Below are 13,239 nucleotides of genomic sequence, written 5' to 3'. Positions count from 1 at the left end.
GTGGCGCCTTTCAGGACCAGGTTGAGATAGACCCGGCCATCGGGCCGCGCCTCGTATGACAGGCGCTTCGACACGCCGTACAGCGTCGGTTCCGTGAACAGCCAGATCACCGGCGCCTGCCCGGCGACATAGGCCTGGGCATCGTTGCACATCTTCTGCCACTTCGACTGGTCGAATTCCTGGTTGAACGCCTTGAACATGGCCTCGAATGTGTCGTCGACCCAACTCATGCGATTCGACCCGGAATCCTTCTGCACCAGCAGCAGGTCGCCCTGGCAGGTATAGTCCGGCCCCGACGAGCTGTTCATCAGGTCCCGGTAGCCGGCGCCCTGCTTGGCCCGCATCTGCGAGCTGACCGAGCTGTCGATGACCCGCAGGTCCTTGATCTCGATCCCGACCGCCTTCCAGTAGTCGGCCAGCACCTGCGCGATCTCCTTGTCCATGAGGTAGGAGCCGTCGGTGGTGTCGAAATTCAGCGATAGCCGCGTGCCGTCCTTGACCCGGACGCCGTCAGGCCCGAGCACCCAGCCGGCCGCGTCGAGAAGCTGCCCGGCCTTGTCCGGATCGAAGGCGTAGGGCTTCAGGCCGGGGTCCTGGTTGGGCACGTTGACGAGATCGATCGAGCATTTGGCCATCCCGCCGAGGAGGGCGGTCGCGATCTCGTCGCAGTTGACGGCATAGTTCATCGCCTGGCGGACCCGGGCGTCGGCCAAGGCCGGGTGGCGGCCCTGCTTGATGGCGACGAACAGGCGGCGATAGCTCGGCGCCACGATCACGTTGACGCCCGCGCCCTCCAGGTCGGATTTCAGGTCGGCGGGGACGCCGACCATCAGGTCGGCGGTCCCGGCCTTCAGTTCGCTGATGCGGGTCGCAACCTCCGGCACCGCCTTGACGACGACCTCGTCGACCGGCGGCTTGCCGAGCCGGTATCTGTCGAACGCCTTCAGGATCAGCCCCTCGCCGGGCTTGTAGGACGCGAACTGGTACCCGCCCGCCCCGACCGGCGCGAAGGCCACCTTCTCCGGCGGGTTCTCGGAATAGTATTTCGGCGGCAGGATCGACAGCTCCGGATTGACCATGTGCGAGGTGATGATCGGGTCGGGCTCGGTCATCACCAGCCGGACGGTCAGGTCGTCGACCTTCTCCACGTGATCGTATTTCAGGGCGCCGAGCGCGAAGGTCAGGTCCCCCTGGCCGGCGGCGAACAGCTTCTTCGCCCGCGCGAAGGTGAAGATGACGGCGTCGGCGTTGATCGGCTCGCCATTGTGGAAGACCAAGTTCGGCCGGATCTTGATCTCCCAGTTCAGCGGGTCGAGCATCCGGATCGATTCCGCGACCGCCGGGACGACCTTGCCCTCGTTGTCGAGACGGAACAGCGTCTCGTGGATCGACAGGATGACGTTGGCGTCGGACTGCGTGAACATCGGGTCGAGGCTGACCGGCTCCGCGTCACTGAGGAACACGGCCGGCTTGCTCTCGGCGAAGGCCGGGGCGCCTGCGGCAGCCCCGAACGCCAGCCCGAGCAGCAGGATCGGAATGCGAATGGCACGCATCGGCATCATGGTTTTTCCTCCTGTTGTCTCTTTTTGTCGTTGCTCGCGCTCTACTCCTGCTCCCCTTGCAGGACCGAGCCGAGATAGAGCCGCCCATCCGCCCGGGGATGGAATGTCAGGCGCTTGGACACGCCGTAGAGCGAGGGCGCGTTGAACAGCCACACCACGGGCGCCTGTTCGGCGACATAGGCCTGGGCGGCGCGGCACATCTCCGGCCATTTCGACGGGTCGAACTCCTGCCGGAACGCCTTGAACATCTGCTCGAACTTGTCGTCGACCCAGCTCATGCGGTTGGAGCCGGACTCCTTGTGCACGAGCAGCAGGTCGCCCTGGCAGGTATAGTCGGGGCCCGAGCCGGAGTTCATGAGATCCCGGAAACCTGCGCCCTGGTTGGCGCGCATCTGCGCGCTGACCGAGGCGTCGATCACCTTCAGATCCTTGATCTCGATGCCCACCGCCTTCCAGTCGTCGGCCAGGACCTGGGCGGTCTCCTTGTCCATCAGGTAGAAGCCGGCCGTGGTGTCGAAGTTGAGCGAGAGGCGGACACCGTCCTTGGCCCGGACCCCGTCCGGCCCCGGCACCCAGCCCGCCTCGTCGAGCAGCGCCTTGGCCTTTTCCGGGTCGTAGGGATAGGGCTTGAGGCCGGGGTCGTCATTGGGCGGATTCACGAGGTCGATCCGGCATTTCACCAAGCCGCCCAGCAGCTCCGTGGCGATCTCGCCGCAATCCGCAGCATAGTTCAGCGCCTGCCGCACGCGCATATCGGCCAGCGCCGGGTGGCGGCCCTGCTTGATGTTGATGAACTGGCGAAGATAGCTCGCCGCGGTCACGACCGTGACGCCGTCTCCCTCCAGGTCCGCCTTGAGGTCGGCCGGCACCCCGGTCATCAGGTCGGCCGACCCGGCCTTCATCTCGCTGACCCGCGTCGCCACCTCGGGCACGGCCTTGACGATGACGTCGTCGACCGGCGGCTTGCCCTGCCAATACTTGTCGAACGCCTTCAGCACCAGCCCGGCGCCGGGTTCGTAGGAGACGAACCGGTAGCCGCCCAGCCCGACCGGCGCGAAGGCCACCTTCTCGGGCGGATTCTCCGAATAGTATTTCGGCGGCAGGATGGAGAATTCCGGGTTGACCAGGTGCGAGGTCACGATCGGATCCGGCTCCTTCATCACCAGCCGGACCGTCAGGTCGTCGACCTTCTCCACCCGGTCGTATTTCAGGGCGCCCATCGCGAAGTTCAGGTCGCCCTGGCCGGCCGCGAACAGTTTCTTCGCGCGATCGAAGGTGAAGACGACCGCGTCGGCATTGGCCGGCTCGTCATCCTGGAACACCAGACCGGGGCGAAGCCTGATCTCCCAGGTGAGCGGATCGATCATCCGGATCGACTCCGCCACGGCGGGGATGATCTTGCCGTCATTGTCGAGCTTGAACAGCGTGTCGTTGATCGACAGCGTGATATCGGCGCTCGATGTCGAGAACATCGGGTCGAGACCGATCGGTTCCGCCGGCAGCAGGACGACGATCGGCTTCTGGTCCGCCAGGGCGGACGTTCCGGCGGCAATGCCCGCCAGCAGGCCCAAAGCGAACAGGGAGCGCCTCAACAGACTTGGCCCCATCACGGCTTCACTCCTCGGACGGCTCGTCCAGTATTCGCGTTTGTCTATACGGTTCCGCCTCAGCCGATATTCTTCAGCCGTGGATCGAGATAGTCCCGCAGCCAGTCACCGAGAATATTGATCGACAGGACGGTCAGCGAAATCGCCGCGCCCGCCGGAAGAGTCAGCCAGTCGGCGACGCCGACATATTCCCGCCCGTCGGCCAGCATGGTGCCCCAGCTCGGGACGCTCGGCGGCACGCCGACGCCGAGAAAGCTGAGGGACGCCTCGGATACGATGTTGCTGGCGACGGTGAAGCTCGCGATCACGATCACCGGGCTCCAGACATTCGGCAGGATGTGCTGGAACAGGATGCGCCACTGCCGCTCGCCCGTGGCATGGGCCGCGAGCACGAATTCGTCGGTCTTGATGGTCAGCACCTGGCTGCGGACGATGCGCCCGTACTGGACCCATCCGGTCAGTCCCAGCACCAGGATCAGCTTGTCGAGGCCGGAGCCCAGCACGGCCATGATGGTGAGGGCCAGCAGGATCGTCGGAAAGGACAGCTGGATGTCGCACAGCCGCATGAACAGGTCGTCGACCCAGCCGCCGAAATATCCGGACAGCAGCCCGACCAGCAGCCCGATCGTGCCGGAGATGGCCACCGCGGCCAGCCCGACGACAAGGGAGACGCGGGCGCCATAGATGAGGCGGCTGAACACGTCGCGGCCGAGCGAATCCGTGCCCAGCCAGAAGGTGATGCCGGCGCTGTTGGTATAGCCGGGCGGCTTCAGGCGCTGGATCAGCTTGATGGCGAAGGGATCGTTCGGCGCCAGCCAGGGCGCCGCGATGGCTGCCAGCAGGACGAGCAGAAGGATGACGACGCTGACGAGGGCCGCCTTGCTGCGGAACAGCCGCACCAGCATCCGGTTCCGCCACAGGCGCCCGGCCGTGGCGGGTTCAGGCACGGCCGATGTTGCGGGCACATCGCCGGCATCGCTCTGGGGAGGAAGGTCGAAGAGGGTCATGAGCTGTGCCGGATGCGCGGGTCGATCCAGGAGTAGGCGAGGTCCACCAGCAGGTTCACCGCGGCGAAGATCAGCGCCAGCATGACGACGCCGGCCTGGACCACATAGAAGTCCTTCGACCCGATCGCCGAGACGATCTCGCGGCCGACGCCCGGCCAGCCGAAGATCGTCTCGATGATGACCGACCCGCCCAGCAGGAAGCCGAGCTCGAGCCCGATCGCCGTCACGATCGGCAGCAGCGAGTTGCGCAGCACATGCGCGGTGACGACGCGGTTTTCCGTGATCCCCTTGGCGCGGGCCGTGCGAACGAAATCGCGCCGCATGAAGTCGAGCATCGACGAGCGCGTCAGCCGCATGTTGCGGGCAATGGGAAACGCCGCCAGGGAGATCCCAGGCATGATCAGATGCTGCCAGGTGCCGCTGCCGGAGATCGGCAGCCATTTGAGATGGACGCCAAACAGCAGGATCAGAAGGATGCCGAGCCAGAAGCTGGGGATCGACTGGCCGATCAGGGCCAGCACCGTGGCGATATGATCGATCGGCCGGTGCACCCGGATCGCGGACAGGACGCCGAGCGGGATCGACACCAGCAGCGACAGGACGAAGGCGAAGGACGCCAGCTTGATCGTCGCCGGCAACTTGTCGGTGATCACCTCATAGGCCGGCTGGTGGCGGATGAAGGAGTAGCCGAAGTCGCCCTGCAGGGCGTTGCCGACGAAGCTGAGATACTGGACGTACCACGGCCGGTCGAAGCCCATCTTGACCCGGAAGTCCTGGATCTGCTCGACGGTCATGTGGTCGGCGGCGTCGCGGAGGATCACTTCGGTGGGATCGCCGGTCATGAACAGCATGCCGAACGCCACCACGCTGACGCCGAACACGACGATGACGGATTGGAGGAGCCGCCGGATCACGTAGCGCATGGGCCCCTCACGCTTCCGTCACGGGGCCGGCCGCCCGGGCGCCGCCGTCAGGCAAGATGGCACGCAACCCAATGCCCCCTGGTGGTTTCACGGAACTGCGGCTCGACGGCCCGGCAATGGTCCGTCGCCATCGGGCAGCGCGAGCTGAAGCGGCATCCGGCCGGCGGGTTCGCCGGGCTCGGCAGGCCGCCCTGCAGCAGCATGCGCTGCCTCTGCCGCTCCAGCGGCGGGTCGGGGATCGGGATCGCCGACAGCAAGGCCCTGGTGTAGGGATGAAGCGGGTTTTCGTAGAGCTCGTCGCTCGACGTCAGCTCCATCATCTTGCCGAGATACATCACCCCGACGCGGGTGGAGATGTAGCGCACCATGCTGAGGTCGTGCGCGATGAACAGGTAGGTCAGGCCCAGTTCCTCGCGCAGGCGCTCCAGCAGGGTGACGATCTGGGCCTGGATCGAGACGTCGAGCGCCGAGATCGGCTCGTCGCAGACGATGAAGTCGGGCGAGGTGGCGAGCGCCCTGGCAATGCCGATCCGCTGCCGCTGCCCGCCGGAGAACTCGTGCGGATAGCGATCGCGAACCGACGGGTGGAGCCCGACCTTCTGCATCAGCTCGGCGACGAGCGCGCGCTCCTCCCTGACGTTCCTGACGAGGCCGTGGACCCGCAGCGGCCGGGCGATGATTTCCGCGACCCGCATCTGGGGGTTGAGCGAGGCATAGGGGTCCTGGAAGATCATCTGCATGTGCCGCCTGGCGCGCCGCACATCCTCCGGTCCCTGCTTGGCGAGGTCGGTCCCGCGGAACTCGACCTTTCCGCCAGTTGGCCGGTAGAGGTGGAGGATGGCGCGCCCGGCCGTGGTCTTGCCGCAGCCGCTCTCCCCGACCAGGCCGAGGGTTTCCCCCTTCGCGATGTCGAAGGTCAGGCCGTCCACCGCCCTGACCGCGCCGGTGGTGCGGTTGAAGACGCCGGACCGGATCGGGAAATGCATCTTCAGATCTTTGACGCGGACCATAATCTCGCTGTTCATGGGCCGTGTCCTACTGCGCCAGCCGGTGGTGCCAGCACGCCACCGCATGGCCGGGCACCGCTTCGGCGAGGACCGGGTTCTGCTGCCGGCAGAGATCGGTCGCGAAACGGCAGCGGGGCACGAACGGGCAGCCGCGCAGATCGCCCAGCAAGGTCGGGGGCAGCCCGCCGATCGCCTGCAGCTTCCTCGTGCCGCCGGCATCCAGGCGCGGCAGCGACTCCAGCAGGCCGATGGTGTAGGGATGGGCCGGCCGGGCATAGAGCTCGTCGACGGGCGCCTGCTCGACGATGTGCCCGGCATACATGACGGCCACCCTGTCGGCGAGCCGGGCGACGACGCCGAGGTCGTGGGAGATCCAGATGACGGCGGTGCCGAGCTCCGCCTGGAGCGTCTTCACCAGCTCGACGATCTGCGCCTGGATGGTGACGTCGAGGGCCGTCGTCGGCTCGTCCGCGATGATCAGCTGCGGCGAGCATGACAGCGCCATGGCGATCATCACTCGCTGGCGCATGCCGCCGGAGAACTGATGCGGATAGTCGCCGAGCCGCTCCGCCGGCCTCGGGATCCCGACCATGGCCAGCAGATCCGCCGCCTTCGCCCGCGCCTGCCGGCGTGTCAGCCGCTCATGCGCCGAGAGGCTCTCGATGATCTGCGTCCCGATCCGCATGACGGGGTTGAGCGAGGTCATCGGGTCCTGGAAGATCATGGCGATGGACCGGCCGCGGATCTCCCGCAGCGCACGGTCGTCGAGCGTCAGCAGGTCCGTCCCCCTGAAATGGATGCTGCCGCCGGTGATCCGCCCGGGAGGCGAGGGGATCAGCCGCAGGATCGAGAGCACGCCGACGGATTTGCCGCTGCCGCTCTCCCCGACAATGGCCAGGCACTCGCCCCGATCGACGGAATAGGAGATGCCGTTCAAGGCGTTCACGACGCCGTCGACCGTATGGAACTTCGCCGCGAGATCGCGGACCTCGAGCAGCTTGCGCCGTGGCTCCGGTCCGGGCTGCGGCGAGCCGCTGTCCAGCGAGGGGATCGGTCGATCGAGCATCATGCCGCGGTGACCCGCTGCCCAGGGGCATCGCCACGGACCGCGGACGGCACGGGTCCGTGCAGATCACGCAGCCCTCCGAGAACCGGCCTGAGCGCCCGTTTCATGAGTCGATGCCGCCAGTCTGTTCGCTCGTCGGCGCCGCCCGCTTGCTTGTTCTGAGGAGATGGCGCGGCCGCCTCGGATGCCTCCCTGACCCGATTCATCTCGCAAACATTCTCGATTGTCGACAATTAATTTTGCTGCTAGACGGGGCCGATGGTGGAATTGAGGCCGATCCGGAAGAAGAGCGCGGAGGTCGAGGCGACCGAGGCGCTGCGCAATCATGTGGTGGGGGGAGGGGTCCCTCCAGGCGGCCGGCTCACCGAGATGCGGTTGTCGGAAGCCCTCGGCCTCTCCCGCAGCACCATCCGCACGGCCCTGCACCAGCTCGCCAATGAGGGGCTGGTCGTCCAGCTGCCCTATACCGGCTGGTCGGTGACGAGCCTGAGCAGCGTGGATGCCTGGGAGCTCTACACGCTGCGCGGCAGCCTCGAGGCGCTGGGCGCCCGGTTGCTCACCGAAAATCTGGATTCAAAGAAGAAGGACCAGCTTCACCGGCAGTTTGACGCGCTGGTCGCAGCCTGCGAGACGGGCGACGAGGTCGCGATCGTCGACCGCGACCTGGGGCTGCACAAGCTCATCATCTCTCTGGCCGGGCACCGCCGGCTGGCAGAGCAGTACCGGCTGATCGAGCAGCAGATCAGGCTCTACATCATCTGGAGCGACCGGTTGATGCCGAGCCCTGAGGACATCATCGCCACGCATCGCCCGATCGTGGAGGCGATCGTCGCCGGCGACAGCCGGTACGCCGAAAGCATTCTGCGCGACCACAATGAGAGCGCGGGGCGCGTGCTGTTCGAGTTTCTCAGCCAGCGCGAGGCCGCCGACCGGCCCGACGAGGCCGTGTCGCCAGCGCGGGCCCGTAACCAGACCGGCTGACCGAATTTTCCCGATGCGGCGCCGGCCTGTGGCTGCGAGGGCGCCGAAGCTCTGAACGACAGGATGGTGCAGCGATGGACCGTAATACCGATCGGTTGAATGTGCTCATCGCCAGCCCGCTCGAGGAGGAGCACGTCGCGCGCATCCGCGCCGTCGCCTCCGACCGGGTGGATGTCATCTATGAGCCGGACCTTCTGCCGCCGACCCGATATGTGGCGGACCACAACGGCCCGGCCGGGTTCCGGCGCAACGAGGAGCAGGAGGCGCGCTGGCGTCGGCATCTGGCGAAGGCCGACATCCTGTGGGACTTCCCCCCGGACGCGTCGGACGGATCCCCGGGCCTCTCGCTGGCGCCCAGGGTGAAATGGATCCAGGCGACCAGCTCGGGCATCGGAAACCGTGTCGCGCGCCTCGGTCTCAAGGACTCGGCGATCGTGCTGACCACGGCCAAGGGCGTGCATGCCGGCCCGCTGACCGAATTCGTCTTTCACTCGCTGATCGGCCATTGGAAGCGGCACCTGCACGTCCAGGCGGAGCAGAAGCGCCGCCATTGGGACCGCTTCTGCGGCGAGGAGCTGGCCGGCAAGACCCTTGCCGTCGTCGGTGTCGGCGAGGTGGGCCGTCGGGTCATCCAGATCGGCAAGGCCTTCGACATGCGGGTGGTGGCGCTGGCCCGGCCGGGATCGAAGCGGACCGCCGCGGAGCTCGGAGTCGACGCGCTGTTCCCGAGCGACGACCTGCACCGGATGCTGGGCGAAGCCGATGCGCTGGTCCTCATCATCCCGCACACGGCCGAGACCGAGGGCATGATCGACCGCGCCGCCATCGCCGCCATGAAGCCCGGGGTGGTCCTGGTGAACATCGCCCGCGGCCAGGTCATCGACGAGCAGGCGATGACCGACGCCCTGCGGACCGGCCATATCGCCTTCGCCGCCCTCGACGTCTTCACGGTCGAGCCCCTTCCGCCATCCAGCCCGCTGTGGGACATGCCGAACGTGTTGGTTAGCCCGCATTCGGCCAGCACCGCGACCGGCGAGAACGGCAAGATCACGGAGATCTTCTGCCGCAACCTGAAATGTTTCGTCGAGGGCCGGATCTCCGAGATGACGAACCTGTTCGACCGTTCCCTGACGCACTGAGCCTGCCTGGTTCAGCCGCTCCATCCGGCCACGCGGTTCAAAGCCTGCGGCGCGGCGCGGATGTTCGGTGCGGAGGCTTCGACCGGAAGACGGCCGAGCTGCCGGCGGCGCCTGCTGAAGAACGGATGGAATGGGGTGATGAACAGGACGAAGATGAAGGAACGCCGCACGCATGGTGGGCGCGGAGCCGAGATATTCCGCGCGGCGCACCGGAGCTTGGCCGAGTCCGTTCGCCCGCTTTGGGGGAGTTGGACTGCGTCTGGTTATTCGCACCCTCATCCTGCCTCCGGCAGCCCGCAAATGCTCGGATCCGCCGGCTTCGCGCTATGTCCGGTATGGAGACGCCGACGCGATGGCTCCCTGCGGCGCATCTGAGCCATGTCTAGCCCGCCAGGAAGTCCCTGGGCTGACATTCTGGTGGAATGGCGGCATCGTTCGATCCAAAGCTGAAGCGACTTCTCGCCGTCAGGCGTTGGCCTCGTCAGCGGCCTGGTCGATCACCGGACTCTCCATCCCCTCGTCCCCCAGGGAGTGCAGCAGCCAGTTCCCGCCCTGCAGGCCGAGGGAATGATTCTCGCCGCCCTGGATCAGGCAGACGGTGATGTCGCGCAGCAGCCGCTCGACGATGTGGTCCCGCGACAGCCCGTTGGCGCCGAAGATCTGGATCGCCTCCATCGCCACCTCGAACGCGGTCTGCGTCGCCGTGGTCTTGGCGGTGATCGAAGCGAGAAGATGCGGCGCTTCCGGCGAGACATTGTAGGCGACGCCGCGGCGGACGGAGGCGCGGCAGATCTCGAGCTTCCGCCACATCTCCCACAGCCGCCATCTGACATGCTGATGCGCGATCAGCCTGGCGCCGCCCTGCTCGCGCGACCGGGCATAGCGCAGGGCGCAGTCGAACGCGGCTTTGGCGACGCCGCCGGCGATGGCGGCGACGTTCATCGCCCCGGAGGTGTGCGTGGCGGCGAAGGAGGGATAGAACCCGTCCTGGCCCCGGACGATGTAGCGGGCCGGGACACGGACGTCGCTGAACCGGACATTCCCGGTCGGCAGCGTGCGCTGGCCGATCTTCTCGACAGGCGGCCCGCGCTCGACCCCCGGCAGGTCGAACGGGACCAGCAGGGCGATGCCGGACACGCCGCCATCCGGCCGCGCGATGCCGCCGCCATAATCGGCAGGGCAATGGATCAGGGCGCATTCGGCGATCGGGGCGCAGGAGATCCAGTCGGAGGACACGCCGTTCAGGATCACCTCCGACCCGCGCACCAGGGCGCGCAGGCTGCCTTCCGGTTGCCGGGTGCCCTTCGCCAGCTCGAACCCGGCATGGTCGATGGCATCGGATCCCCGGTCCGCCAGGATCGCGATCCAGCATCCGCGCAGCGCGCCGAACCGCTCGATCAGCTCCGGGTCGCCGGTGGCCGCGGCCGTTGCCGCCGCCATCTTCGCGGTGAAGGCCGCGACGGCAAGCCCGGCGTCGCCATAGGCGAGCTCCTCGAACACGAGCGGCAGAATGCGCTTGCGGCGATCCGGCCCGAGCGTCGCCAGCCAGGACGGGTTGATGCCGAGATCGTCGAAGCGGGCCAGATAGTCCCAGAGCGGGGAATCCCGGCCGATCACATCCGCTGCGGCCATCGGGTCCAGTCGGGCGGCGGTCGGGCGCATCACGCCGACCGCGAAGCGCCGGATCTTCCGCTGGAGGTCGCATTCCTCATCCGTCAGGTCGGCGTCGAGCCCGCCAAATCTGAGACGAGGCGCCGCCACATTCTGGAACGCTTCCATTTATCCGTCCTCTCGGGTCACTCGGCCACCAGGAGCACGGGCGGCGCGGTCCGCCTCGCCGCCGCGCCGAGGAAGCCGGCCACGGCCTCGACCGCCGGGGATCGCATGATCGAGAAATGGTCGCCGTCGATGCCCAGGACCCGCGGCGGCCCGCTGGAGAGTATGGCCAGGGACTCCGCGGCCTCCTCGGAGGACCGGGCGTTCCCGCCACGCAGGGCGAGCGCGTAGCTGAGGGGCGCACGAATGGGCCTCGGCCGATATCCGGCCAGCGCGGCGGCATTCGCCGCATGGATCCGCAGCACGCGCTCCACGGTGTCGGCATCAGCGATGGCGCGAAGCCGGCCCAGGCCGTGCTGCTCGTCGAAGACCGCCTCGAAGCCGGGATCGGCGATCATCCGGTCCAGGAGGCCGTCATCCTCGCCCCCGCCGGCGCCGTCGACCAGGCGGCGGAGCCGGCGGGCGTAGGCACCATCCGGCAAGGGGCTGTCGATGGCCAGAAGCGCGGTGATCGGAGTGCCTTCCTCTTCCCACTGGGCCGCCATCTCCTGGGCGACGGCTCCGCCGAAGGACCAGCCGCCGACGATGTCCGGGACCCTGCCGGCGGCATCGAGCACGGCCCGGCGGTACAGCGCCGCCAGTTCGGCCAGCGGCCGGTACCGGACATCGCCGGTCTCAGCCTCGGGGTGCCGGATGCCGAGGATCCGGGCGTCGCCGGGCCAGGCCTCCGCCAGCTTGCGGTAGCACAACACGTCGCCGCCGACCGGGTGGATCAGCGCCACCAGGAGGCCGTGGCCATCCCGGAGCGTGAGCACATGGTCGGCGCGGCCCGTCGACCGCATCGGCGTGACGGCCGTCTCCACCGGCTCGGGCGCGGCCCGGACCGGCGCCGGCCCGGCCGGTTCGTCCTGCGAATAGAAGGCGGCGATGCTGCGCAGCGAGGCGCCGGCGGCGAACCAGGCCATGGGGACGGCCCGCCCGAAGGCCTGCTGCAGGCGGCCGCGGATCGCGGTCAGCGCCAGCGAGTCGAGGCCGAGGGTCACCAGGGCCGCATCGGCATCCCCATCGGCCGCGTCGCCGAGGACGGGACGGACGATGTCGATGACCGCGGCCAGCGTGTCGGCGGCCGGTGCGGTCACCGAGGCGGCAGCCGCATCCGTCTCCTTGCCGTGGTCCGGGGCGGTCCGCACCGGCTGCGGATGATCGCCGCGCGACTGCAGTTCCACCGCCGGCAGCTCGATATGCTTCAGGTCAAAGGCGGTGGTCGGCGCCTCGACGGGGGAGGGCGGGGTGCCATAGAGGCGCGACCACTCCGGCGAATGGCCGGCGCAGTACAGTCGGGCGCAGGCATGGGCCAGGCCGTCGGGCTCCGGATCCTCGTCGCCGCCGGGGCCGTCGCAGAGCGAGGAGATCGCCCGAATCCAGTCGCCCGAGGCCGCCTTGGCCAGGTTGGACAGGGCCTTGCCCGGCCCGACCTCGAGGAAGGTCACGCCGTCCCTGGCGATCGTGTCGAGCGCCTGGCGGAACCGCACCGGCCGCTCGACCATGTCGACCCAGTAGCCGGCGGTGGCGATCTCATCTCCCGCGCGGCGCCCGGTGACCGTCGAGATCATCTCGATCCCCGGCGGCTGCAGGCGGATCGGGGCCAGGGCGTCGCGGAACGGCGCCAGGATCGGTGCCAGCAGCGGCGAATGGCCGGGGGTGTCGTAGGTCGGCACCCGCGACACCCGGATGCCTCGCTCCAGCAGCGCCCGCTCGGCCTCGGCGACGGCCGCGGCGGTGCCGCTGAGTACGGTCTGCTCCGGCCCGTTGATCGCGGCGACGAACAGCTCCGTGCCGAACCGGAACACCGTCTCCAGCCACTCGGCGCCGGCGGCGACGGCCAGCATCGCGCCGTGCGGCCGCAGCGTCTCGAACAGCCGGCCGCGGGCCTCCACGGCCCTGAGGCCGTCATCCAGCGACATCACGCCGGCGATGACCGCCGCCGCATGCTCGCCCAGCGAATGCCCGATGACGATGTCGGGGGTGACGCCGAGCCGGATCCAGGTGCGGGCCAGGGAATGCAGCACGACGAAATGCGCCAGTTGGCCGGGATCGTGCCGGGCGCGGCCGGGGTCGCGGTCGAGGATGGCCCGCTGCACCTCGGCCGCCGTGCCCGGCGCCAGGCGTGC

Annotated in this window: 10 protein-coding genes; 2 read left to right on the top strand and 8 right to left on the bottom strand. The window is 68.2% G+C overall.

All coding sequences use genetic code 11. From position 1 onward, the window contains the following. The 6 genes from P409_RS12455 to P409_RS12430 all read right to left on the bottom strand — a co-directional run. On the bottom strand, positions 1 to 1,562 hold a 1,562-nt coding region (locus P409_RS12455), incomplete at its 3' end, for an ABC transporter substrate-binding protein (RefSeq protein WP_034836473.1). Positions 1,563 to 1,603: 41 nt separating this feature from the next. Then, positions 1,604 to 3,154, bottom strand: a complete 1,551-nt coding sequence (locus tag P409_RS12450; protein WP_161790387.1) for an ABC transporter substrate-binding protein — start codon at positions 3,152 to 3,154, stop codon at positions 1,604 to 1,606. A gap of 74 nt (positions 3,155 to 3,228) precedes the next feature. Further along, positions 3,229 to 4,116, bottom strand: a complete 888-nt coding sequence (locus P409_RS12445) for an ABC transporter permease (RefSeq protein ID WP_161790386.1) — start codon at positions 4,114 to 4,116, stop codon at positions 3,229 to 3,231. 56 nt (positions 4,117 to 4,172) lie between these two features. After that, positions 4,173 to 5,099 (bottom strand): ABC transporter permease, encoded by a 927-nt coding sequence (locus tag P409_RS12440; RefSeq protein WP_034836466.1) that lies wholly within the window; start codon positions 5,097 to 5,099, stop codon positions 4,173 to 4,175. A gap of 47 nt (positions 5,100 to 5,146) precedes the next feature. Beyond that, entirely contained in the window at positions 5,147 to 6,124 is a 978-nt protein-coding gene (locus P409_RS12435) for an ABC transporter ATP-binding protein (protein ID WP_052120479.1), read from the bottom strand. A 10-nt stretch (positions 6,125 to 6,134) separates the two neighbouring features. After that, positions 6,135 to 7,175 carry an ABC transporter ATP-binding protein gene (locus tag P409_RS12430; RefSeq protein WP_238578667.1) on the bottom strand — a complete coding sequence of 347 codons (1,041 nt, stop codon included), beginning with the start codon at positions 7,173 to 7,175 and terminating at the stop codon, positions 6,135 to 6,137. A gap of 255 nt (positions 7,176 to 7,430) precedes the next feature. On the opposite strand from P409_RS12430, the gene P409_RS12425 reads away from it, so the two are divergent. Together P409_RS12425 and P409_RS12420 are read left to right on the top strand one after the other, a co-directional pair. Continuing rightward, positions 7,431 to 8,153 carry a GntR family transcriptional regulator gene (locus P409_RS12425; protein WP_034836463.1) on the top strand — a complete coding sequence of 241 codons (723 nt, stop codon included), beginning with the start codon at positions 7,431 to 7,433 and terminating at the stop codon, positions 8,151 to 8,153. A 74-nt stretch (positions 8,154 to 8,227) separates the two neighbouring features. Continuing rightward, positions 8,228 to 9,292 carry a D-2-hydroxyacid dehydrogenase gene (locus P409_RS12420; RefSeq protein ID WP_034836460.1) on the top strand — a complete coding sequence of 355 codons (1,065 nt, stop codon included), beginning with the start codon at positions 8,228 to 8,230 and terminating at the stop codon, positions 9,290 to 9,292. A gap of 465 nt (positions 9,293 to 9,757) precedes the next feature. Here the strand turns inward: P409_RS12420 and P409_RS12415 are convergent, their stop codons facing one another. Together P409_RS12415 and P409_RS12410 are read right to left on the bottom strand one after the other, a co-directional pair. Further along, positions 9,758 to 11,071, bottom strand: coding sequence for an acyl-CoA dehydrogenase family protein (locus P409_RS12415; RefSeq protein WP_052120473.1), 1,314 nt, complete (start codon positions 11,069 to 11,071; stop codon positions 9,758 to 9,760). A gap of 17 nt (positions 11,072 to 11,088) precedes the next feature. Continuing rightward, the coding region (locus tag P409_RS12410; RefSeq protein WP_152613355.1) for an acyltransferase domain-containing protein at positions 11,089 to 13,239 on the bottom strand (2,151 nt) is incomplete at its 5' end.

The organism is Inquilinus limosus MP06, from assembly GCF_000767795.1.
In the GTDB taxonomy this organism is placed as follows: Bacteria; Pseudomonadota; Alphaproteobacteria; order DSM-16000; family Inquilinaceae; genus Inquilinus; species Inquilinus limosus_E.
Note: the sequence above shows the minus strand (reverse complement) of the source record. Positions and strands in the feature narration are given on the sequence as shown.

Excerpts from the sequence above, each read along its gene's own strand:
- P409_RS12415 (WP_052120473.1), bottom strand. The coding sequence starts at position 11,071 with ATGGAAGCGTTCCAGAATGTGGCGGCGCCTCGTCTCAGATTTGGCGGG.
- P409_RS12440 (WP_034836466.1), bottom strand. The coding sequence starts at position 5,099 with ATGCGCTACGTGATCCGGCGGCTCCTCCAATCCGTCATCGTCGTGTTC.
- P409_RS12430 (WP_238578667.1), bottom strand. The coding sequence starts at position 7,175 with ATGATGCTCGATCGACCGATCCCCTCGCTGGACAGCGGCTCGCCGCAG.
- P409_RS12425 (WP_034836463.1), top strand. The coding sequence starts at position 7,431 with ATGGTGGAATTGAGGCCGATCCGGAAGAAGAGCGCGGAGGTCGAGGCG.
- P409_RS12420 (WP_034836460.1), top strand. The coding sequence starts at position 8,228 with ATGGACCGTAATACCGATCGGTTGAATGTGCTCATCGCCAGCCCGCTC.
- P409_RS12435 (WP_052120479.1), bottom strand. The coding sequence starts at position 6,124 with ATGAACAGCGAGATTATGGTCCGCGTCAAAGATCTGAAGATGCATTTC.